This window comes from Pseudoalteromonas sp. NFXS39, from assembly GCF_040148775.1.
In the GTDB taxonomy this organism is placed as follows: domain Bacteria; phylum Pseudomonadota; class Gammaproteobacteria; order Enterobacterales; family Alteromonadaceae; genus Pseudoalteromonas; species Pseudoalteromonas apostichopi.
Genome location: NZ_JAGDEC010000006.1, coordinates 56,777 through 77,091 on the forward strand (window position 1 = coordinate 56,777; position 20,315 = coordinate 77,091).

Annotated in this window: 22 protein-coding genes and 1 tRNA gene; 12 read left to right on the forward strand and 11 right to left on the reverse strand. The window is 40.2% G+C overall.

Annotated elements, in window-relative coordinates:
• Positions 1-364 precede the first annotated feature (364 nt).
• Positions 365-1,207 carry a VOC family protein gene (locus J3455_RS12290; protein ID WP_130051095.1) on the forward strand — a complete coding sequence of 281 codons (843 nt, stop codon included), beginning with the start codon at positions 365-367 and terminating at the stop codon, positions 1,205-1,207.
• Positions 1,207-1,359, forward strand: a complete 153-nt coding sequence (locus J3455_RS12295; protein ID WP_167658344.1) for a hypothetical protein — start codon at positions 1,207-1,209, stop codon at positions 1,357-1,359. Before J3455_RS12290 ends, J3455_RS12295 begins: the two co-directional genes overlap by 1 nt.
• Positions 1,360-1,401: 42 nt before the next feature.
• On the opposite strand, the gene J3455_RS12300 is transcribed toward J3455_RS12295, so the two are convergent.
• The 8 genes from J3455_RS12300 to rlmE all read right to left on the reverse strand — a co-directional run bounded on the left by J3455_RS12300 (position 1,402) and on the right by rlmE (position 8,808).
• On the reverse strand, positions 1,402-2,346 hold the full coding sequence (locus J3455_RS12300; RefSeq protein WP_349561844.1) for a general glycosylation pathway protein: 945 nt from the start codon (positions 2,344-2,346) through the stop codon (positions 1,402-1,404).
• A gap of 194 nt (positions 2,347-2,540) precedes the next feature.
• Positions 2,541-2,625, reverse strand: a tRNA-Leu gene (locus J3455_RS12305).
• Between the two features lie 79 nt (positions 2,626-2,704).
• Positions 2,705-3,052 carry a preprotein translocase subunit SecG gene (gene secG / locus J3455_RS12310; RefSeq protein WP_130051093.1) on the reverse strand — a complete coding sequence of 116 codons (348 nt, stop codon included), beginning with the start codon at positions 3,050-3,052 and terminating at the stop codon, positions 2,705-2,707.
• Between the two features lies 1 nt (position 3,053).
• Positions 3,054-3,803, reverse strand: a complete 750-nt coding sequence (gene tpiA / locus J3455_RS12315; RefSeq protein WP_130051092.1) for a triose-phosphate isomerase — start codon at positions 3,801-3,803, stop codon at positions 3,054-3,056.
• 69 nt (positions 3,804-3,872) lie between these two features.
• Positions 3,873-5,228 (reverse strand): phosphoglucosamine mutase, encoded by a 1,356-nt coding sequence (gene glmM / locus J3455_RS12320; RefSeq protein WP_130051091.1) that lies wholly within the window; start codon positions 5,226-5,228, stop codon positions 3,873-3,875.
• On the reverse strand, positions 5,221-6,069 hold the full coding sequence (gene folP, locus J3455_RS12325; protein ID WP_167658387.1) for a dihydropteroate synthase: 849 nt from the start codon (positions 6,067-6,069) through the stop codon (positions 5,221-5,223). Before folP ends, glmM begins: the two co-directional genes overlap by 8 nt.
• Before the next feature lie 105 nt (positions 6,070-6,174).
• Complete coding sequence (gene ftsH / locus J3455_RS12330) at positions 6,175-8,112, reverse strand: ATP-dependent zinc metalloprotease FtsH (protein ID WP_130051090.1); 1,938 nt, start codon at positions 8,110-8,112, stop codon at positions 6,175-6,177.
• A 66-nt stretch (positions 8,113-8,178) separates the two neighbouring features.
• Positions 8,179-8,808, reverse strand: a complete 630-nt coding sequence (gene rlmE, locus J3455_RS12335; RefSeq protein ID WP_130051089.1) for a 23S rRNA (uridine(2552)-2'-O)-methyltransferase RlmE — start codon at positions 8,806-8,808, stop codon at positions 8,179-8,181.
• An 88-nt stretch (positions 8,809-8,896) separates the two neighbouring features.
• Between rlmE and yhbY the strand changes: the two genes are divergently transcribed.
• Positions 8,897-9,193, forward strand: a complete 297-nt coding sequence (yhbY, locus tag J3455_RS12340; RefSeq protein WP_130052264.1) for a ribosome assembly RNA-binding protein YhbY — start codon at positions 8,897-8,899, stop codon at positions 9,191-9,193.
• Between the two features lie 106 nt (positions 9,194-9,299).
• On the opposite strand, the gene J3455_RS12345 is transcribed toward yhbY, so the two are convergent.
• Positions 9,300-10,448 carry a serine hydrolase domain-containing protein gene (locus tag J3455_RS12345; protein ID WP_130051088.1) on the reverse strand — a complete coding sequence of 383 codons (1,149 nt, stop codon included), beginning with the start codon at positions 10,446-10,448 and terminating at the stop codon, positions 9,300-9,302.
• Positions 10,449-10,563: 115 nt separating this feature from the next.
• Between J3455_RS12345 and J3455_RS12350 the strand changes: the two genes are divergently transcribed.
• From J3455_RS12350 to J3455_RS12375, 6 genes are all read left to right on the forward strand, one after another.
• Positions 10,564-11,370 (forward strand): hypothetical protein, encoded by an 807-nt coding sequence (locus J3455_RS12350; RefSeq protein ID WP_130051087.1) that lies wholly within the window; start codon positions 10,564-10,566, stop codon positions 11,368-11,370.
• Positions 11,371-11,535: 165 nt separating this feature from the next.
• A complete protein-coding gene (locus J3455_RS12355; RefSeq protein ID WP_239976930.1) occupies positions 11,536-12,375 on the forward strand; it encodes a MipA/OmpV family protein in 840 nt (279 codons plus the stop codon).
• Positions 12,365-12,766, forward strand: coding sequence for a DUF3019 domain-containing protein (locus J3455_RS12360; RefSeq protein ID WP_167658349.1), 402 nt, complete (start codon positions 12,365-12,367; stop codon positions 12,764-12,766). The genes J3455_RS12355 and J3455_RS12360 overlap by 11 nt, the downstream gene beginning before the upstream one ends.
• Before the next feature lie 13 nt (positions 12,767-12,779).
• Positions 12,780-13,484 carry a response regulator gene (locus J3455_RS12365; protein WP_130051084.1) on the forward strand — a complete coding sequence of 235 codons (705 nt, stop codon included), beginning with the start codon at positions 12,780-12,782 and terminating at the stop codon, positions 13,482-13,484.
• A 12-nt stretch (positions 13,485-13,496) separates the two neighbouring features.
• A complete protein-coding gene (locus J3455_RS12370) occupies positions 13,497-14,786 on the forward strand; it encodes a sensor histidine kinase (RefSeq protein ID WP_349561845.1) in 1,290 nt (429 codons plus the stop codon).
• Between the two features lie 173 nt (positions 14,787-14,959).
• Positions 14,960-16,312, forward strand: a complete 1,353-nt coding sequence (locus J3455_RS12375; RefSeq protein WP_256854585.1) for a sodium-dependent transporter — start codon at positions 14,960-14,962, stop codon at positions 16,310-16,312.
• 24 nt (positions 16,313-16,336) lie between these two features.
• Here J3455_RS12375 and J3455_RS12380 read toward each other — a convergent pair whose 3' ends face one another.
• Together J3455_RS12380 and J3455_RS12385 are read right to left on the reverse strand one after the other, a co-directional pair.
• Positions 16,337-16,774 (reverse strand): GNAT family N-acetyltransferase, encoded by a 438-nt coding sequence (locus J3455_RS12380; protein WP_130051081.1) that lies wholly within the window; start codon positions 16,772-16,774, stop codon positions 16,337-16,339.
• Between the two features lie 69 nt (positions 16,775-16,843).
• Positions 16,844-17,587 (reverse strand): sporulation protein, encoded by a 744-nt coding sequence (locus J3455_RS12385; RefSeq protein ID WP_130051080.1) that lies wholly within the window; start codon positions 17,585-17,587, stop codon positions 16,844-16,846.
• Positions 17,588-17,808: 221 nt separating this feature from the next.
• On the opposite strand from J3455_RS12385, the gene J3455_RS12390 reads away from it, so the two are divergent.
• The 3 genes from J3455_RS12390 to J3455_RS12400 all read left to right on the forward strand — a co-directional run bounded on the left by J3455_RS12390 (position 17,809) and on the right by J3455_RS12400 (position 20,299).
• Entirely contained in the window at positions 17,809-19,380 is a 1,572-nt protein-coding gene (locus J3455_RS12390) for a cation:proton antiporter domain-containing protein (RefSeq protein ID WP_130051079.1), read from the forward strand.
• A 283-nt stretch (positions 19,381-19,663) separates the two neighbouring features.
• Positions 19,664-19,945 carry a hypothetical protein gene (locus J3455_RS12395; RefSeq protein ID WP_130051078.1) on the forward strand — a complete coding sequence of 94 codons (282 nt, stop codon included), beginning with the start codon at positions 19,664-19,666 and terminating at the stop codon, positions 19,943-19,945.
• Positions 19,946-20,083: 138 nt separating this feature from the next.
• Entirely contained in the window at positions 20,084-20,299 is a 216-nt protein-coding gene (locus tag J3455_RS12400; RefSeq protein ID WP_062564309.1) for a DUF3820 family protein, read from the forward strand.
• Positions 20,300-20,315: the final 16 nt, after the last annotated feature.

Consider the following 20,315-nt stretch of genomic DNA (forward strand, 5'->3'; position numbering starts at 1 on the left):
CTGCAGGCGAATTGTACCCCTGTACTGCCGATGAACCACCTTCAACATCCTGACCATTTTAATTAGATGGTAACTGGCACTTAAGCTATGACTGGGTAATTAATTTTCAAAATCAATATTAACTCGCTAACACAGGTAATAATTAACTTATTGCTTTTATGATGAATTCTTATTAAGAGGCTAAATACATTCAAACGATGACTTTCAACTGATTTATACAAAACAGTTAATAAGGCTAAAAACACAATTATAAAAATAGTGGCAAAGCATCAAAATGAGGTCATTAAATAACTGTTTTTTGATTGAATAACAAACAAATAATGGTCTATGCTTTTATTTGACCCTATTTTGCAAGGAGCAAATTTTGAAATTACCCACTCCCTTACGAACTGCGATTTTATTGGCTGTTTCAGCGGTTTCATTGGTAGGTTGCCAGCTTACCTCAAGCGAACTTCCCGCAATCAGTGATTCAGGAACAAAAAACTCAGGTCACGTTGTCTGGCACGATTTAATCACCCCCAATTTGGCTCAATCTCAAGCATTTTACGCCAGCGTGTTTGGTTGGCAGTTTAAAGAAGTTAACGACAACTATACACTAGCATCACTAGAGGGTAAGTTAATTGCAGGCATTGCTGAGCTCGATAATAAGCAAAATGCCAGCCATTGGCTGAGCCTTATCAGTAGCAAAGATATAGCTGCTGTCAGTGAAAAAACTATCAAAGCCGGAGGTAAAGTCTTAGTAAGCAGTACCGAAATTAAAGGCCGTGGCACCATTGCTGTATTAGAAGACCCACAAGGGGCTGTATTTTCGCTGATCAATACAGTTAATGGTGACCCAGAAACTCAGCAAACTGATAACGGCTGGATTTGGCAAGAAGTATGGAGTGATAACCCAGATCAAAGCAAAGCCTTTTATCAATCACTTGACAGTTATTCAGCACAAAGTAAACCACTTAACAATGGCAATTACAGTTACTTAGCTTTAAATGGCACACCTGCTATTGGCTTTGTAAAAAAACCAGATGCCGAGATTGGTAACACATGGGTAAATTACATCAAAGTAGCTGATGTTGATGCGACCCTATTAAAAGTAACCGCCGCAGGCGGCATAGTTCTGATGGCACCAAATGACAAAGTCCGTAATGGCAGCGTCGCAATTATTCGTGATCCAGCGGGTGCTGGTATTGTAATTCAGGAGCAAATGTAATGAATAAAAAAATGATTCGCTTAGCTGCTCTTGCGGCTGCACTGTTAGCTTTAAACGCTTGCACCCCCTATGCAAGCCTAGATATTAATGCGCCGTTTAAAGTAGGCCCTGTGTATGTTAATCCGAGCATTGGTATTGGCGGTACACTTTAATAAATTATAGGGCTCTGCGTTTTAAACAAAGCGCCCTATTCATTAATGTTTTACTTTTAAGCGCTGAACCTGTGTAAGCACATCTTCAGCCTTAGCGCCTAAGTAAACGTAAATAGCAAGAGCAATCAAAAGTCCAACTACAGCAAACATCATCAAAACAGCAGGTATAACATACTCTGTTTGCCCTAGTGCTGCTTTAAACATGGTAAGCAAAGCTTCTATTGATACCGCAATCAGTATTGTTGAGATAAAGCGCGTAATCGTGCGTCTTGTCGAGCTGTGACGAAAAATATCCTTATGCATAAGGATTTCTTCTTCCAGTATAGTTTTCCCTAAATCGAAAATAGCCAAAGCTAAAGTAACAAAGATAATAATAGTAAATGGCTTAAGAGGATCTGACTGCATATTTTCATTCAAGACTAAATCCACCATACCAGCAAACACCTTATATAACAGATAAATTACCAAGCAAAACAAACAGCCAACAATCAGACCATAACCAACCCTGAAGTAAGGTGTCATTCTTGCTCGCTTAATATCTCCCATAATAAATTCGATTAACTCAGTTAAGCACACATCAATTACCAAAAATTGCTGCTTACCTTTTTCGGAAGGAATCATTTTAATAACTGAAATACATAAATGCTTTGTTGCTGTCGAAATATACGGCGAAGTAAAATGGGGATCAGGCGAAGCTGAAGCAAGTAAGAAATAAGGCCGAGCGCTTAAGTCCTGACCAGCCCCTACATGCGCGAGTTTTTTCTTATATTGACGTTTAAAACAAACATTATAACCCTGCTGAATACCTTGCTCATTCAAGCAATATTGTAATTCTAGAAATGGATATTGATTGACTAGCTGCTGATATTCTTGCTTGTTAGTTAAAGATGCCTGAACGCTTGCCAGTATTGAGAGTAGTAAATTATGAATAAGCACTTGTTGCTCTTCATAGCGTTCTATAGCACTTAAATAACTCATTCTTGCCATTTTGCTTCCTTAGAGTAATAGACACACTAAGCTAAGCAAGGAAGGCTCCAAATTTGTAACGCCTTGATAATCAGTTGATTGGAGGATTTGAAGATTTAAAAACAATGATCAAGGCACTATAAAAGTGCAGAGTATAATTAAAAAGCACTAAAACGAAAAAAGCCGTAACTTATTAAGTTACAGCTTTTTAATTTTGGTGCGGATGGGGGGACTTGAACCCCCACGGCCGAAGCCACCACCCCCTCAAGATGGCGTGTCTACCAATTCCACCACATCCGCATACAATTCTGTATGTTGTTAAGCTTGTTTTGTTTACTTGAGGAATGAAAACTACTTAACAATAATTAGTAAAAACTAATTAGTTAGGTACGTCAGACGCTTTTTCTTCTGTCACAGGCACATCAGTTTGTGCTGGTGTTACAGTTTCAACAGCTGGCGCAGCCTCTAGGTTTTCCCACTCATCAGTCTTTTTAATTTGACCTGCAGTAAGGTTGCCCAGAACAATACTTAGTACGAAGAAGATCGTCGCTAAGATTGTTGTTGTTTTAGTCATGAAGTTACCAGCACCTGATGAGCCAAACACAGTTGCAGAAGCACCTGCACCAAATGATGAACCCATATCAGCGCCTTTACCTTGTTGGATTAAAACCATACCAACTAATGCTAAAGCAACGATTAAATAAACTACTAATAAAATTTCGTACATCTTATACGGTCCCTTTTGCACTTTCACAGATAGCAGTAAACGAATCTGCTTTAAGACTCGCGCCGCCAATAAGGCCACCGTCTATATCTGGTTGTGCAAATAATAATTCGCTATTTTTTTCATTCACGCTACCACCATATAAGATGGTTAGTTGCTGTGCTATTTCGCTATCCGAAGAAGCAATTTTCTCACGAATAAACTTATGTACAGCTTGCGCTTGCTCAGGAGAGGCAGTCTTACCTGTGCCAATGGCCCAAACGGGCTCGTATGCTACCACAGAATTCTTCAGTGCTGCTACACCTAATTTGCTAATTACAGCATCAATTTGTGCTGCAACCACTAATTCAGTTTCATTTGCTTCACGTTGCTGTTCACTTTCACCAACACACAGAATAGGTGTTAAGCCAACTTGCTGCGCTCGTGCAAACTTATCTGCAACAACGTCATCTGACTCACCGTATATGCTACGACGTTCAGAGTGACCAACAAGTGTAAAAGTTGCGCCTAAGTCTTTTACTAACTGGGCATCTACTTCACCAGTAAACGCACCAGCATGATTTTCAGAGACTGTTTGCGAACCAAAAGTTACGTTTTGTTGCTGCAAAGAACTCAACAATGGGAATGGTGGAAACACCACTATATCCAGTTCATCCGATTGAACATTTTTGATAGCAGTTGATAACTGTTCAACAAGCTCTAAAGAGCCGTTCATTTTCCAATTACCTGCGACCATCGGCTTACGTGTTGCCATTATTCCACTCCACATTAGAAAGCGGGCAAGATACTAACTCGACTTGCCCAAAGTTACAAGAGGTTATTGTTATGCCTCGGTTTGTTTGCTCACAGTTTCGACAACTTCGGCAATTTTGCGTGCGCTATCAAGAACAACCTTTTCCTGTTCAGCTTCAACCATTACTCGTACAACTGGCTCAGTCCCTGATTTACGCAGTAATACACGACCTGTATCACCTAACTGTTCTTCAACCAGTGCTACCATATCAACGACAGCTTGATCTTGCGTTGGATCAGTGCCTTGTGGGTAACGCACATTGATCATTTTCATTGGGTACTTTGTAAAACCAGCCCCTAAGTCTTGCAATGTTTTATTCTGAGCAACCATCGCAGCCAACACTTGTAAGCTTGAAATAATGCCATCACCCGTGCTAATTAAATCAAGGTTTAATACGTGACCTGAGCTTTCACCACCGATTTTCCAACCATTTTCTTGCAATAACTCCATTACATAACGGTCACCTACTTTACTGCGAGCAAAACCAATGCCACGTGCTTTTAAGGCATTTTCAAGACCCATGTTTGACATAACAGTACCAACAACACCACCACCTAACATATCGTCGTTGGCTGCTTGACAAGCAATGATATAAACAATGTCATCACCATCAAAAATTCGCCCATTATGGTCAACCATCATTACACGGTCACCGTCACCATCGTAAGCAATACCTACATCAGCATTGTGCTCAAGAACTTTACGTTTTAGGGTTTCAACGTGAGTTGCACCACATTCAAGGTTAATATTTACACCATTTGGCTCACAAGCATGACAGATAACCTCAGCACCTAACTCACGCATTACTGAAGGAGCAATGTGATAGGTAGCACCATTTGCGCAATCAAGAACGATTTTTAAACCTTCAAGTGATAAGCCTTGCGGGAATTGGCTTTTACAAAACTCAATGTAACGGCCATCTGCCGTTTCTAAACGACGTGCTTTACCAAGTTTATCAGAGGCAACACAGGTCATTGGTTCATCCATCATAGCTTCAATTTCAAGCTCAACTTCATCTGGTAGTTTTAAACCTCTGCTTGAAAAGAACTTAATACCATTATCGTGGTAAGGGTTATGAGATGCACTAATTACAATCCCCGCTTCAGCGCGGAAAGTTTGTGTAAGATACGCCACCGCTGGAGTCGGCATAGGGCCCAATAATACAACATCGATGCCAGCAGCTATTAAACCAGCTTCAAGTGATGTTTCGAGCATATAGCCAGAAATACGGGTATCTTTACCAATAATAACCTTTTTCGTCCCTATTTTTGATAATACGCGACCTGCTGCCCAGCCTAACTTCAATGCAAATTCAGGAGTGATTGGAAACTCACCAACCATACCGCGAACTCCATCCGTGCCAAAATACTTTCTTGTTTTACTCATTTGTAATTCCTTTCGTGCATGCTTGCCAAACGCTAAGCACATCAACTGTTTCTTGTACGTCATGAACGCGGATAATTTTCGCACCATTTTGTGCTGCAATCAGCGCACCTGCTAAGCTTCCCGCTAAGCGTTCATGTGTTTCTCTATTTAATAAATTACCGATCATCGATTTACGAGATAACCCCGCGAGAACCGGTAACTTGAATTGATTAAATACATCAAACTTATTTAAGATTTCGTAATTATGAGCCAGTGTTTTACCAAAACCAAAACCTGGGTCTAAAATAATACGCTGTTGCTGAATACCCGCTTGCTCACATTTGGCTAAACGCTCTGCAAAGAACTCATTAATATCAGTAAACAAATCATCATAGTGTGGGTTACTTTGCATAGTGCGAGGCTGACCTTGCATGTGCATTAAGCAAATTGCCACCTCAGGGTATTGAGCTAAGACCTCAATAGCCCCAGGTTCTTGCAATGCTCTAACATCATTAATGATGTCAGCACCAGCAATAATCGCTTGGCGCATGACTTCACTTTTACTGGTATCAATGGAAATAATGCAGTCGCTAGTTTTTCTAAGTGCTTTGACTAAAGGTATAACTCGCTCAAGCTCATCTTCAAGAGATACATCTGGAGCTCCTGGACGTGTTGACTCGCCGCCTATATCTATTATTTTTGCACCTTGGTTTAATAATATTTGAGCTTGCTTGACAGCGCTGTCTAGTTGGCAGTAGCTGCCACCATCAGAAAATGAATCAGGAGTGACATTTAAAATCCCCATCACGACAGGGGAATCGAGGTGTAAAATACGACCTCGGGGTAATTTAAGAGCGGTCATTTTTACCTTCAAATCTTCCATGCATTTGCTCTACTAACAAAGAGCCAATTTAATGCTAAAAAAAAACCCCGGCATCCGGGGTTTTTGCTGTGTATATTTTAACGATTATTCAGCTTTGTCATCAAGGCTTGTTTCATCCTTTTTTACTGAATCATCCTCTTTTGTCTCATTGGCTACAGGCTCTGCTTTTGCTGTAGGCTTTTTATCATCTGAACGACGGTCATGAACATCACGCGGCTCTCGTACAGGCTGACGTGCCATTAAGTCATCAATTTGACCGGCATCAATCGTTTCGTACTTCATTAGTGCATCTTTCATTGCATGTAAGATATCAATGTTATCTTTAAGGATTTGCTCTGCACGTTGATAGTTACGATCTGAGAATAAACGAACTTCTGTGTCGATCACTTTTGCTGTTTCATCAGACATGCTCATAGAACGGCTACCGCCGCCACCCATGTACATTTCGTTTTGATCTTCAGCATAAAGTAACGGACCAAGTTTCTCACTTAGACCCCATTGGGTAACCATTTTACGAGCAATATCTGTTGCACGTTCAATATCGTTACTTGCACCGGTTGTAACTTTGTCTTCACCATAAATTAGCGCTTCGGCGATACGACCACCATAAAGGCTAGAAATCATTGACTCTAATAGCTCTTTTGAGTGGCTCACACGATCTTGCTCTGGCAAGTACATAGTGACACCTAGCGCACGTCCACGAGGAATGATAGACACTTTATAAACCGGATCGTGTTCAGGTACCATGCGACCAACAATCGCGTGACCCGCTTCATGGTAAGCAGTCATTTCTTTTTCTTGCTCACTCATCACCATGGTCTTGCGCTCTGCACCCATCATGATTTTATCTTTTGCAGCATCAAACTCTGCCATGCTTACAACGCGTTTGTTCCCACGAGCTGCATATAACGCGGCTTCGTTAACTAAGTTTGCAAGGTCTGCACCAGAAAAACCTGGCGTACCACGTGCAATAACAGCGGCTTCTACGTTGTCACCTAAAGGCACTTTACGCATATGAACTTTAAGGATTTGTTCACGGCCACGAATGTCAGGAAGACCAACAACAACTTGGCGGTCAAAACGGCCAGGACGTAATAACGCAGGGTCTAATACATCTGGGCGGTTAGTTGCAGCAATAACGATAATACCTTCGTTACCTTCAAAGCCGTCCATTTCAACCAGCATTTGGTTAAGTGTTTGCTCACGTTCATCGTGACCACCACCCATGCCAGCACCACGTTTACGGCCTACTGCATCGATTTCATCAATGAAGATGATACAAGGTGCTGCTTTTTTCGCTTGTTCGAACATATCACGTACACGTGATGCACCAACACCAACAAACATTTCTACGAAATCAGAACCTGAAATTGTGAAAAACGGCACTTTAGCTTCACCTGCTACTGCTTTAGCAAGTAACGTTTTACCCGTACCAGGAGGACCAACCATCAACACGCCTTTCGGGATGCTGCCACCAAGTTTTTGGAATTTTGATGGGTCACGTAAGAAGTCAACTAACTCAGTCACATCTTCTTTCGCTTCGTCACAACCCGCTACGTCAGCAAAAGTCGTTTTAACTTGGTCTTCGCTCATCAGGCGCGCTTTGCTCTTACCAAAAGACATCGCACCTTTACCGCCACCGCCTTGCATTTGACGCATGAAGAAAATCCATACACCAATAAGCAGTAACATTGGGAACCAAGAGATTAAAATGCTGGCGAGGAATGACTGCTCTTCAGGCTTAACGCCTTTAACATTAACATTGCTTTTTAAAAGATCATTCAAGATGTCTTTATCATACATAGGCATGATGGTTTGAAAGCGTTCACCGTTTGTTTTTGTACCTGTAATAGTACCCGTTGTGCTTTCAATAGAGACTTCTTGGATAGCGCCACTACGAGCGTCGCTAACAAATTGAGTGTAACTTGTTTGGCGATCAGCCTGATCACCACCATTAAAGCTCTGAAACACTGACATTAGCACTACTGCAATGACCAGCCAGAGTATTAGATTTTTCGCCATATCGCTCAAGGAGTTAACCTCTTGTATCCAATTAATTTAAATTCAACTTAACGCAGCACAACTGTACTACAGTTTGTAGCCTGTCGCCACTATATAAACTTCCCGAGAACGGGCGCGTGATGCATCAGGCTTTCTAATTTTCACCGCTTTAAAGCTATTACGTACTTCCTGCAAGTATTGATCAAATCCTTCACCTTGGAAGACTTTGACACAAAATGCGCCATTTTTCTTTAAAACTTGGTGGCACATATCTAATGCCAACTCAACTAAGTACATACTACCAGCTTGGTCAACAGATGTATTGCCGCTCATATTTGGCGCCATATCAGAAAAAACAACATCCACGTTTTTTCCATCAATGCGTGTCAATAGAGCATCAAGCACCGCTTCTTCACGAAAGTCACCTTGTAAAAAGTCAACACCTGCCAGCGAGTCCATAGGTAAAATATCACAAGCAATAACTTGGCCTTTGTCACCTACCTTTTCCGCTAAATATTGCGACCAACTACCTGGTGCAGCACCTAAATCAACCACAGCCATCGATGGTTTAATTAATTTATCTTTGTTCTGAATTTCGTCTAATTTGAAAACCGCACGAGAACGCCAGCCTTTCTTTTGCGCTTCGTGAACATAAGGATCGTCGAAATGTTCCTTCAGCCAACGCTTAGAACTGGCTGAATGTTTTTTATTTGCCATAAATTAATACGTAACTAATTAGTAATATTCTCTAGATGGCGTTAGAATACCCTTAATTCAAGCCATATTCAGCAAAATTTGTAACATGATGAAATTATCGAACAAACAAAAGCAGTTTTTAAAAGGCCAAGCGCACAGTTTAAAACCTGTTGTATTACTTGGTGCAAACGGGTTAACCGAAGGCGTTTTAGTTGAAATTGAAAGCGCTCTAGATATTCATGAGCTAATCAAAGTTAAAGTTCCTACTGACGAACGTGAAACTAAGACATTGATTTTTGATGCTATTGTTCGCGAGACAGGCGCAACAAAACTACAAACAATTGGCCACACAATTGTGTTGTATCGCCAAAGCGAAGAGAAAAAGATTCAATTACCACGCGGTTAATCTAACCCGAGGAAATCTTGAATCAAGGAAAAGCCAGCAAAAATGCTGGCTTTTTTGTAGGCAAAAAATTTTTGCACTAATTTGTAACTAAACTTTTTTACCTAGGTTATTTTTGCTCACGAGTGTATTTCAGTACCCGATTGATAAACTCAGTGGTTAACTCATTAATTAACCCGGTTTCAGCATTGAGAACTAAGCTAAACCCTATGTTCAGATGTGGAAACACAACAATATCGCTGCGATAACCTTGCACCCAGCCACTATGGTAATACAGCAGTTCATCATCATAGTTATATACACGCCAACCCAATCCATAATAAGCATCTTTGACATGACTACGCCAAACTCTACGACGAGTTTCCTTTTTAGTATGTGTATAAGGGCGTGTTTGCTTAATAAGTGCTTCTAGAGGTAACACGTCAGGATACTGCCCTAACTGCGCATTCAACCAAATAGCCATATCATTTGCGCTGGCATTGACACCTGCAGCGGCAGGTACCTTATAATAGTTTTTCTTTAATCGTGAAGTATACCAACGCTTTCTTCCACGAACATGAGGGTGAGCATAATTATCATCTCTTACCATCCCCTCAAAACCAACACTGGCATCCACCATTTTCAAGGGAGCAAATATATACTCTGAAATCCAGTGCGAGTAATCCATCTGTGTTGATTGATAAATTACAGAATCAATCAAGCTAAACATCACATTTTGATAACCGTAGCACTCGCTTGGTTTACAGATAGGTTCAACAGTCAATAACCGCTCAACAATGTCTGGGTAGCTCATACGCGACTCAATAAGGTTATCGTATGCATTAGGTACTAAGCCACTTGAGTGACTAAGGATGTGATAGATTTTTAAGTCATCTTTATAAGCTGTATTAGAAAAAGCAGGAATAAACTTACTTATTGGGTCGTCAATATTAAACTCACCTTGTGCTGCAAGTTTTGCGGTCAACGAGCCGGCAAAAGTTTTTGATACTGACGCTAATCGAAAACGTGTGTGTTTATCAACTTTGCGACCTTTTTCTATTTTTGTTCGCCCAATACCACGAATAAAATCTTCATTACCAATATTTACAATCGCCAATGAACCCCCTGGGATCCCTTTGCTTTTTAGTTTTCGGGTTAGGTGTTTATTATAGTCAGCAACGAAACTTTGCCACTGTTTGTCACTCGAAGTAGCTTCACCACTCACCACAAGCAGTAATAAAGAAAAAAGAAAAAGAATTAAAGATGAGCTGTACTTCATTATTTATTTTTTTAAGTCTGTTTGGGAAGTTTCTCATAACATAATATCATGAACTTTTGCCTCGACTAACGTACAATACGCTTAATCTTAACTTTTTATGGGTAGACTATTTTTCATGCGCTTACTTGTGGTTTTGTTTTTTACTTTAATTTCAGTTGGTTGTGCTCTAAAACCTGAACCAGCTCCGTTACTTTCAATGCCTAAGAAACCAAGCTTACAAAGCCAACGCTTTCAAGTTGAGTACCAAACAGAGCATGCTGCGCCTAAAGTAAAGTCAGTACAATTACCTGCACATGTGGTTAGTACACATCAAACTGTTGTCATTGTTGCTGATAAAACCAGTGTAACAGATACGCTTTACGCGCAGCTGGCCGAAGCACTCACAGCAAAGCAATTAAAGGTTGTAGAAGAAGGTGCACAAGCAGACTATACCCTTTCAATTCACCAGCTTGATCTTGAATTGATTGAAGACACAGAATACCAATTGGTAAAACCTGAAAAGCCATTGCCTTTATTTGATGAAGTAGCAAAACAGTTCCCGGTTCAAAAGTGTGCAACTATTTTAGGCCAAGTGAGTATGCGTCTGACTCATAAAAAAACCGGTGATGTTGTTTGGTTCGCAAAATCATCGATTGATAGTGCAAGTTTTCATCGTGAGCCACTTATCTATAGTTTTGAACAGCAACAGTTAATAAAGAATGAACTTGAAGTAGCGAGTTTTGTGCACGAGCAAAACTCAGAACAAGCTCGGATGGAGCGTATTAATAAAGAAGTCACTATTCCTGCTTATCAGACCTTCACACAAGTGAACGCGTTTAAAAAAGAGCAAGGCCCGTGTAACCGTACAGAAATTAGCGCTCTAACACCTATGATGCAGTACTACTTGAGCAGTATTTTAATCGATAAAATTAAAGTTCAGTAAAACTCATTAGCTGTTTGCCTACCCATAGGCAAACAGCGCCCTCCTTGAATTTGCAACACTTTCTTACACTTCCAATTCCTACTAATACATTTTTTTACAGATTACAGGAACTCCTTAACAATATACTATAAGCTATTACCCTTTCTAACAGACAAGGAAGCAACGTTGCGAGCTCATAGTGCCCTATTATTGATATGTTTAACCCTGCTTAGTACCACAAGCCGAGCTAGTAATCGCTATTATGCAGATAATACTTTAGAACCAAGCCAAGGTTTTGCATGGGACTGGGGCATAGGTCTAGGTTACTACATTGAAGATTCTTACCTTGTTGGCATGGATTCATACAATGATGGTATAGAGCCAGATGTTCACCTCGCCGTTTCTTACGACCGTTTTTATCTTGATTACGATCAGAGCCAACTCAGTGGTGGTTTAACACTCGGTTACAGTGTTATCGATAAATTTGAATGGGGCTTAGATATTGTTGGCACGAATATTCAATCTGGATTTGATGAAACAGGCTTAAATATTTATGGTAACGAAGTAATTAAAGAGCTTGAAGGGATCAGAACACGCGACTACGACTTTGATGTAGGTCTTCGCCTATCACGTCGCTTTGAAAACTCGCAAATTTCATTTGAATACCTGCATGATATTTCAGGTGCGCATAATGGTTGGGTAATGAATTCATTTTTTAGTCAAATTATCCCTTGGCGAAATTGGGAATTTCGCTCAGGCGTTGGCTTGAGTGCCTATTCAAATGACTTTACAGATTATTACTTTGGCATTTCAGACGCAGAAGCATTGGATACACGCCCAGCATATAACCCAGATACCTCTTACAGCCTTATTTTTGAATTTCACGCAGAATACCCCATCAATAGGCACTGGGTATTTTTAACTGGCTGGCTATCAACTTGGTTTTCAAATGATATCCACCAAAGCCCTATTATCTCTCAAGAATATCAGCATAAAGCCAAGGTAGGCGTGCGTTATGTTTTCTAAGTATTACTTGTGCTTTATCTTCTTGGTGTCAGGGCCCTTATTCGCCAAGCAGCAGTTAGAAGCTGATCAGACAACCGAAAGTGCACTAGTTGCACTACCAGATACCTGTGTAGCGCTGCGTGAAGGCAGAAATTGTTATGCCGAAGTTGATATTACATGGCACCAGCAGCAAGTTGGTAATTACTGCTTACGTAACGCACAAAGCAAGCACATAATGCAATGCTGGTTAATGCAACAAAAGGGCTTATTTAGATACCAATTTGATTCAGCAGAAACCATAGGTTTTGAACTTATAAGTAGTGATAACGGTAAGGTTGTTGCAAGCACTGAAATACAATTACAGTGGGTCTATCAAAATCGTCAGAAGAAACGTCGTTGGCGACTGTTCTAAGCAGGAGTAAAAAATGGAACATTACGGAACTATCTTATTAGTAGAAGATGATATCTCGCTCGCCAACTGGGTTGCGGAATACTTAATTGAGCAAGGCTATCAAACGACTATATGCCAACGCGGTGACCTAGTAGTTGAGCAAGTACGTAAAACAAATCCAGACTTAGTGTTGTTAGATATTATGCTACCAGGTCAAGACGGTATTAGTGTGTGTCGCGATTTAAGGCATTTTTATCAAGCTCCGATTATTATGCTAACTGCACGTGATGATGAAATGGATGAAGTTATAGGCCTCGAAGTGGGTGCCAGCGACTATATGATGAAACCAGTTCGCCCTCGCGCTTTATTAGCACGTATTAAAGCTGCACTTCGCTCTAAAACAGACACGCATGAAGCTGCAAATTCTGAGCTTATAAGTGTTGGTAAATTATCAATTAACACTGAATCACGCACGGTTTACTTGGCTAACGACGAGGTACATATTTCAAGCGCTGAATATTTACTGCTAAACTATTTAGCAAGCAATGCAGGTCAGGTGGTATCTCGTGATGCGGTGTTTAAGGCAACGAAAGGCCGAGAGTATGATGGCTTGGACAGAAGTGTAGATGTACTCATTTCCTCATTAAGAAAAAAATTTAATGATGACCCACAGCACCCTGAAAAAATTAAAACCATTTGGGGCAAAGGCTATTTACTTGTTGCCACTGCTTGGCAATAACGACTAGCGCCTGTGAAAAAGTTTTATATTTCGCTACTTGGTAGCGCTTTGCTTTCAATCATTGTTTTGGGCTGGCTAATTGATGCTTTTAGCCAACAAACCCAGGCACCTCAGGATGTGTTTTCTAGCGAAACGAAAATGATCAAAGGTTTTGCAAAGCAACTGGCTAAACTTGACGCGAAGCAACGAGAGCACGCTATTGCAGAGTTTAATCAAGACTTTTCTGTACAACTTGAGTATCGACCAACCCAATCCCTTGCGCTGCCTTACTCATTATTAGCTCAAATAACTCAGCCAAGTGGTCTCATTCTAGAAGATCAGCAAGGCTATTATTTGCTTTACAGTGAAGCAGCCCTTGATACTCATCATATAAAAATGCGACTAGACAAAGACTTAACTCATGAACAAGGTAACGATGTATTACTTACCTTGTTATTCTATACTGGGTTATGTGTATTTATGGGCTTCATTATTGCACCACTTGCAAAGCGTTTAAGCGTATTAAACGAGGCGGCACAACGCTTTGCAAAAGGTGATTTAAAAAGTCGCATTCAATTATCACACTTTACTTATATCAAAGATGTTGAACTGACATTTAACCGCATGGCAAACCAAATAGAAAAACTCCTTGATGAGAATAAGTTAATGGCATCGAGCTTATCTCATGATATTCGCACACCTATAGCTTGTTTACGATTTGGTTTAGAAGCGGCACAAGACTGTCCAAGTGAAGAAAAGCGCCTTGAATATCTTGCACGCATGGAAAACGACTTAGATCAAATGGAGTCTATGTTAAAAAGTTATCTGGCATTTGCAACACTTGAGCAAAAATCTAATCAGCTAACGTTTAACCACTCTGATCTGCAAACTTATATTCTAACTTTAATTCATCAAATAGAACCTAAGCTTGAGCAACGCGGTTTACGAGTCAGTCACCGAGTTAAAGTTGGTGATATTTGTGCTGATTTACACTGGTTAGCACGCGCCATTGTTAATCTATTAAGTAATGCCTGTGACTTTGCAGAGTCTGAAATTTCAATCAGTGCAACCAGTACTAATGAGTACATCACTATTAGTATTGAAGATGATGGCCCTGGTGTGAGCGAACAAAATTGGCAAAAAGTATTTAGCCCATTCTTTCAAGAACAAACGCACCGTAATCGCGATGGAGAAAGCTACGGGCTAGGTCTTGCTATCGTGGCTAAAGTCGCTGATTGGCACCACGGCACGGTCGAAGTATCAAAAAGTAAGCAGCTAGGTGGCGCCTGTTTTAGCATAACAATCCAAAATAAAAGCCAATAAACATGTTTCATTTGTGTTAATTGTTTCGTATTGTAATGCGCAATTGCACGAATTCTACGCTGACAACTCGCACACAACGAAGAACAACCAAAATGCGGATGATTAACCCTTTTTATTTAGTGTTAATTCGAGTAGATTGTCAGCGCCGTCACAAATAGAGAAGTAACAATAATATGAGCGCATCACGTGGGGAGTTCAGCTCCCGCTTTGGATTTATTATGGCTGCAGCAGGCTCTGCTGTTGGCTTAGGAAATATTTGGGGTTTCCCAACACAAACTGCAAGTAATGGCGGTGCCGCGTTTTTAGTGGCTTATTTAGTGTTAGCATTTTGTCTTGCTTATCCTGCTTTAATGGCTGAGTTAGTAATTGGTCGTCATGGTCAAGCTAATGCCGTCACTTCACTTCGAAAAGTAACGAATCAAGCATGGCAAAAGAAGTTCGCCTTCGTGGTGGGTTTTGGCGGTATTATTTGTGCGGGTCTCATCTTAAGCTTCTATGCGATTGTGGCTGGCTGGATGCTGAGTGCAACCCTCGAACCCGTTGCACAATTAGCCGGTCAAGAACAAGCTGGCACTTGGCTTAGTGAGCAGTCACTATCAAGAAACCTTATATTTACTGCTGGATTTATTATTCTAACCGTCTCTATTATCTCTAAGGGTGTAGAAAACGGCATCGAAAAATGGTCTAAACGCTTAATGCCTGCCCTTTTAGGTATTTTGTTTATGCTAATCATCTATGTAATGACGCAAGAAGGCGCGATGGAAGGCCTAAAAGCGTATTTAGTGCCAGACTTTTCATCGATTTTAAACCCAGAGTTATTAGTGAATGCGTTAGGACAGGCGTTTTTCTCATTGTCGCTTGGTACCAGCGTAATGATTATCTACGGCTCATACATAAGCAAAAAAGAGAATTTAGTATCGCTAGGTGCGTATGTTACTTTAATCGATGTGTTCATTGCCTTTGTAGCTGGTTTATTGATTATTCCAGCTATGTATGTTGCACAAGCGCAAGGCGTACAAATTTTTTCTGCTGAAGGTGCCCTACTTTCTGAAGATACCTTGGTATTCCAAGTGCTACCAGCATTATTCACTAGCATGGGTGATGTAGGTATTTTTGTTGGCTTTGCTTTTTTTGCTTTAATGAGTATTGCCGCATTAACGTCATCAATCTCGATGCTAGAAGCACCTGTTTCTTATGCAGTTGAGCGCTTTGCTTTGAAACGTGTTCAAGCTACTTGGATCATCGGTGGTATCATTGCACTCGTTAGTTTCACAATCGTATTTAACCTAAGCACGTTATTTGGTTTTGTAATTACTTTAACCACTAAGATTGGGCAGCCTATTCTAGGCTTAATGTGTTGTATTTTTGTCGGTTGGATTTGGCATCGTGCGTCTTTACTAAAAGAAATTCAACAAGGATGCCCAGAAGCTGCAAACAGCTTCTTCTGGAAAGTATGGCCATGGTACATTAAGTTCATTTGTCCACTTGCCATTGCATTGGTATTTGCTAACTCATTATTAAATTAACAAATTACGGAGGTAGCCATTTGGCTACCTCAAACACATATCCTGGTGTGGAATGCCATCTTCTAAATAATCATCCCCCACATTTACAAAGTCAAATTGCTGATAAAACCCGGTTAAATAGCACTGAGCACCAATCATGATCGCTTTATCTGGCCAATGTTTTTTACAAGTATCTATCGCGGTTTGCACTAGTTTAGTTGCCAACCCATCACCACGAAATTGCTCTGCAACCAGCACTCGACCAAATGCGCTAAATTGCTCATTCTTTTTATAGCAACGTGCATAGGCAGCTACCTGCTGAGCTTTAAACAAAAATATATGCTGAGTAAGCTCATTGTTATCAACTTCGTCAATTTCTGGGTAAGGACAGGTTTGCTCTACAACAAATACATCAACCCGCGCCCGTAAAATGGCGAATAACTCATCTTTACTGAGTTCGCTATAACTTTTAATAGAAAACATAACGCTCCTTTATGAAGACAAAAAACCCAGCCGTAGCTGGGTTTTAACTAACTAGCTAATAGTTAGTCTTTAAGCAAATAATCGTTCTAGCTGATCACAAAGCTGTGACAGATTTACATGATCATGTTCAATGGTTAAATCTACATAACCATCCCCTCTGAAGGCGCGATCAAGTTCGATTAATACATGTGTTTTATGTGCTTCAGGCACAAACGACAACTCAACCTCTTGTAAACCAAAGAGGCTACGGCTATTTGGGCGATATTCTAATTCTTGATAACAACCAGAGTGTGATTGAAAAGTGGGAGCCCTCAAGAAGCCTTTTTCTACATCCGCTTTTACTAGACTGAAGCCCAGTCGATCCATCGCTTCCATAAACGTGCTTACAGCGTCATTAGGATAAATATGCAATGCATCACGGTCTGTTGGATCAAGCGCTAAATCAATGTCTAAGCCAGTTTCAAGCCAAACATGCGATTGGTTATAACCAGCATTAATTTCGGTGATCGGTGTCTCAGAATGAAGGCGAGCTTCAAATGGAATATGTTTTTCAACACCCGCTGCAATTGTGCCTATATCTGTAATACGCCATTTTTCAATAACATGGTTTGTGAAATACTCACCATCTTCGCCATCGACTTTTACACGTGTCATAAGTGCTAGGTCTAAACCCGATATTTCTTGGTCCACATCGCCACCTTTGATGACAATAACGGCATTAAATTTTTGACCCGGTTGTAAATGCTCTGTCTCGAGTACAGTGTCAACTTTTGCTGCACCAATACCTACTGATGCAAGGATTTTCTTAAACATCTATTCTCCTTAAGCCAGCTTCTAACCTATGGCTTAAATTCCTTTGTTAATGCATCTTAACCACAATTAAAAGCTAATGTCAGCGAAAAAATGATGCTTTTGCCGGATTAATCAATAAATCATGTATAAGTGCTTATTTTTTGAACTCCTATTACTCGTTGTTGTTTTCCAACTACGAATATTTCGCTACACTTCAAACAAATGAAGTTAAAAGAACAATTATGGAACTAATCTACTTTGCTACCGCGTTCGTTTGTGGCTTTGCTGTTTACCAGTTAAAGCTGCCTCCTCTTATCGGCTTTTTATTAGCGGGTTTTGCACTCAACCTATATGGATATAAGACAACCGAGCTGCTAAATACCTTGGCAAGTCTTGGTGTTACTTTGTTATTGTTTAGCATTGGTCTTAAACTCAAAGTATCTAACCTAATGAAGCCACAAGTATGGGCGCCAGCCTCAATGCATATTGTTTTGAGTAGCACGCTGTTTAGTGGTTTTATGTTGTTATTAGGTGCCTTAGCACTACCTTTATTTAATGAGCTGACTTGGCAAAGTGCATTATTAGTCGGCTTTGCCTTTAGCTTCTCAAGCACCGTATTTGCAGTAAAAGTACTTGAAGAGCGCGGTGAAATGGCAAGCCTTCATGGTAAAATTGCTATTGGTATCTTAGTTATGCAAGATATCTTTGCAGTTATCTTCTTAGCCATCAGTACAGGTAAAGCCCCAAATATTTGGGCACTGGCATTATTAGTCGGCTTACCAGTTTTAAGACCTGTGATGTTTTGGGTATTAAACCGCTCAAAGCACGGTGAATTATTGCCGCTTTTTGGTTTTTTCTTTGCACTTATTATTGGCTATCAGGCTTTTGAGTTCGCGGGCCTTAAGGGTGATTTAGGCGCTTTGATCATTGGTATGATGTTCGCTTCACATAAAAAAGCTGGTGAGTTATCAAAGTCGTTACTTAATTTAAAAGACATATTATTAGTCGGCTTTTTCTTAAATATTGGCTTGAATGCAGAACTGACAACTCATGCAGTGATCGTTGCAATCATCATTATATTAGTCTTACCATTAAAAGTTGCTCTTTATTATGTGCTAACAAACACATTCAAATTACGTGCTCGTACTTCTTTGTTAAGTGCCTTCAGCTTAGCTAATTATAGTGAGTTTGGCTTAATTGTGTGTGCTGTTGCCGCCACCAGTAATATGATCACCTCTGAGTGGTTGGCAGTGATGGCTATTGCTGTGTCTATCACCTTTATTTTAGCTTCGCCATTAAATAAGCGATCAAATGAAGTTTATGTGAAAATTGAACATTGGCTGCTTAAATTTGAAAGTGATAGTCGTCTTGCTGAAGAGCTGCCCGTAAACCTTAATGATACAAAAATTGTTATATTTGGCATGGGTCGCATTGGTACAGGTGCTTATGAAACAATCAGCCAAACCCATCCAAATCTTGTCGCAGGTATTGATATAAAGCCTGATGTTGTTGATAAACATATCAAACGCGGTCGCCGTGTATTGCTTGCAGACGCCACTGACCCTGATTTCTGGCAGCGTGTAAATCACTCTCATGTAGGGATGGTGATGCTTGCGATGCCGAAGCATATGCAAAATATTTTTGCTTTAGAGCAACTTCGTGCTTCTGGCTATGAAGGTCAGGTTACTGCTATCGCAAACTACCCAGATCAGCAAAAAGAACTAGAAGATATGGGGGTTGACTCGACATATAACTTCTATTTAGAAGCTGGTAGTGGCTTCGCTGAGCATGTAAAACAAAAACTTTTCTCTTAATGTAAAAAAAAATTATCAGTACCTCCAGATGGTACTGATAATTATTTTCACTGTATTCAGTTAGTTGGCTAACTAGTTTTCTTTCCTCAACAACCCCGTCCCCACATTGGGTTAAGCCTATTTACAAAGCTTTACATCCAGATTAGCAATCAGGCTAAAAAAAAGAGTAGAATTAATTCTAAGGTGCTTAGCTAAGTATCTATTTTTAACACAAAAAAGTTTAGCCATGTTGTGATTTCGTTATCTCAAATACAGCGCGGTTAGATTGATTGAGGTTGTTTAAATGAAAAATAAGTTTACCAACGAGTTTTTAGCAAATACGGATGATGCACGTGGTGGGAAACTTTCAGATATTCAGCAGCAACTTGATGAGTTACAAAATAACGGCATGACTGCTTTGGATATTAGAACCGTGCTATTCAACAAGATGCTCGATGTATATCAAGTACCTAGTGATCATTTTCTTCGTGACTGTGAAACACCTGAACGAATCGACGACCCAGCTATTGCCCTCAAGCTAAATAAGCTTGGCTTTACGAAAAAGCGTCGTAACCAACTACACTAATACGCCGTAATTAATTTAGTGGCTGTTATTCTGAGGGCCTACATCCCTCACTAAATAGGCTGTTTCTTGCCCGTCACAGCCTATTTTCTCTCCCCTTTTTACCGTATCATCTAGCTTTAAAATTTCTTTGAGATAAAGATGGATACAGCTCAACTCAAACGCGCCATAAATACTAAGATGCCATTTGGAAAGTATGCTGGTCGCCCTTTATTATTGCTGCCAGAGCCTTATTTGGTGTGGTTTAAACAACAAGGATTTCCTGATTCCCAGTTAGGTGCACAACTAGCGATGATGTATGAAGTGAAGCTCAATGGCCTAGAAAAAATGCTAATGCCATTATTAGATGAAAAATAATTAACCTTTTTTCGAA

Excerpts from the sequence above, each read along its gene's own strand:
- yhbY (WP_130052264.1), top strand. The coding sequence starts at position 8,897 with ATGAAATTATCGAACAAACAAAAGCAGTTTTTAAAAGGCCAAGCGCAC.
- J3455_RS12385 (WP_130051080.1), bottom strand. The coding sequence starts at position 17,587 with ATGTTTAAGAAAATCCTTGCATCAGTAGGTATTGGTGCAGCAAAAGTT.
- J3455_RS12395 (WP_130051078.1), top strand. The coding sequence starts at position 19,664 with ATGAAAAATAAGTTTACCAACGAGTTTTTAGCAAATACGGATGATGCA.
- folP (WP_167658387.1), bottom strand. The coding sequence starts at position 6,069 with ATGACCGCTCTTAAATTACCCCGAGGTCGTATTTTACACCTCGATTCC.
- J3455_RS12360 (WP_167658349.1), top strand. The coding sequence starts at position 12,365 with ATGTTTTCTAAGTATTACTTGTGCTTTATCTTCTTGGTGTCAGGGCCC.
- J3455_RS12300 (WP_349561844.1), bottom strand. The coding sequence starts at position 2,346 with ATGGCAAGAATGAGTTATTTAAGTGCTATAGAACGCTATGAAGAGCAA.
- J3455_RS12345 (WP_130051088.1), bottom strand. The coding sequence starts at position 10,448 with ATGAAGTACAGCTCATCTTTAATTCTTTTTCTTTTTTCTTTATTACTG.
- ftsH (WP_130051090.1), bottom strand. The coding sequence starts at position 8,112 with ATGGCGAAAAATCTAATACTCTGGCTGGTCATTGCAGTAGTGCTAATG.
- J3455_RS12390 (WP_130051079.1), top strand. The coding sequence starts at position 17,809 with ATGGAACTAATCTACTTTGCTACCGCGTTCGTTTGTGGCTTTGCTGTT.
- J3455_RS12365 (WP_130051084.1), top strand. The coding sequence starts at position 12,780 with ATGGAACATTACGGAACTATCTTATTAGTAGAAGATGATATCTCGCTC.
- J3455_RS12350 (WP_130051087.1), top strand. The coding sequence starts at position 10,564 with ATGCGCTTACTTGTGGTTTTGTTTTTTACTTTAATTTCAGTTGGTTGT.
- glmM (WP_130051091.1), bottom strand. The coding sequence starts at position 5,228 with ATGAGTAAAACAAGAAAGTATTTTGGCACGGATGGAGTTCGCGGTATG.
- secG (WP_130051093.1), bottom strand. The coding sequence starts at position 3,052 with ATGTACGAAATTTTATTAGTAGTTTATTTAATCGTTGCTTTAGCATTA.
- J3455_RS12380 (WP_130051081.1), bottom strand. The coding sequence starts at position 16,774 with ATGTTTTCTATTAAAAGTTATAGCGAACTCAGTAAAGATGAGTTATTC.
- rlmE (WP_130051089.1), bottom strand. The coding sequence starts at position 8,808 with ATGGCAAATAAAAAACATTCAGCCAGTTCTAAGCGTTGGCTGAAGGAA.
- J3455_RS12295 (WP_167658344.1), top strand. The coding sequence starts at position 1,207 with ATGAATAAAAAAATGATTCGCTTAGCTGCTCTTGCGGCTGCACTGTTA.
- J3455_RS12375 (WP_256854585.1), top strand. The coding sequence starts at position 14,960 with ATGAGCGCATCACGTGGGGAGTTCAGCTCCCGCTTTGGATTTATTATG.
- tpiA (WP_130051092.1), bottom strand. The coding sequence starts at position 3,803 with ATGGCAACACGTAAGCCGATGGTCGCAGGTAATTGGAAAATGAACGGC.
- J3455_RS12400 (WP_062564309.1), top strand. The coding sequence starts at position 20,084 with ATGGATACAGCTCAACTCAAACGCGCCATAAATACTAAGATGCCATTT.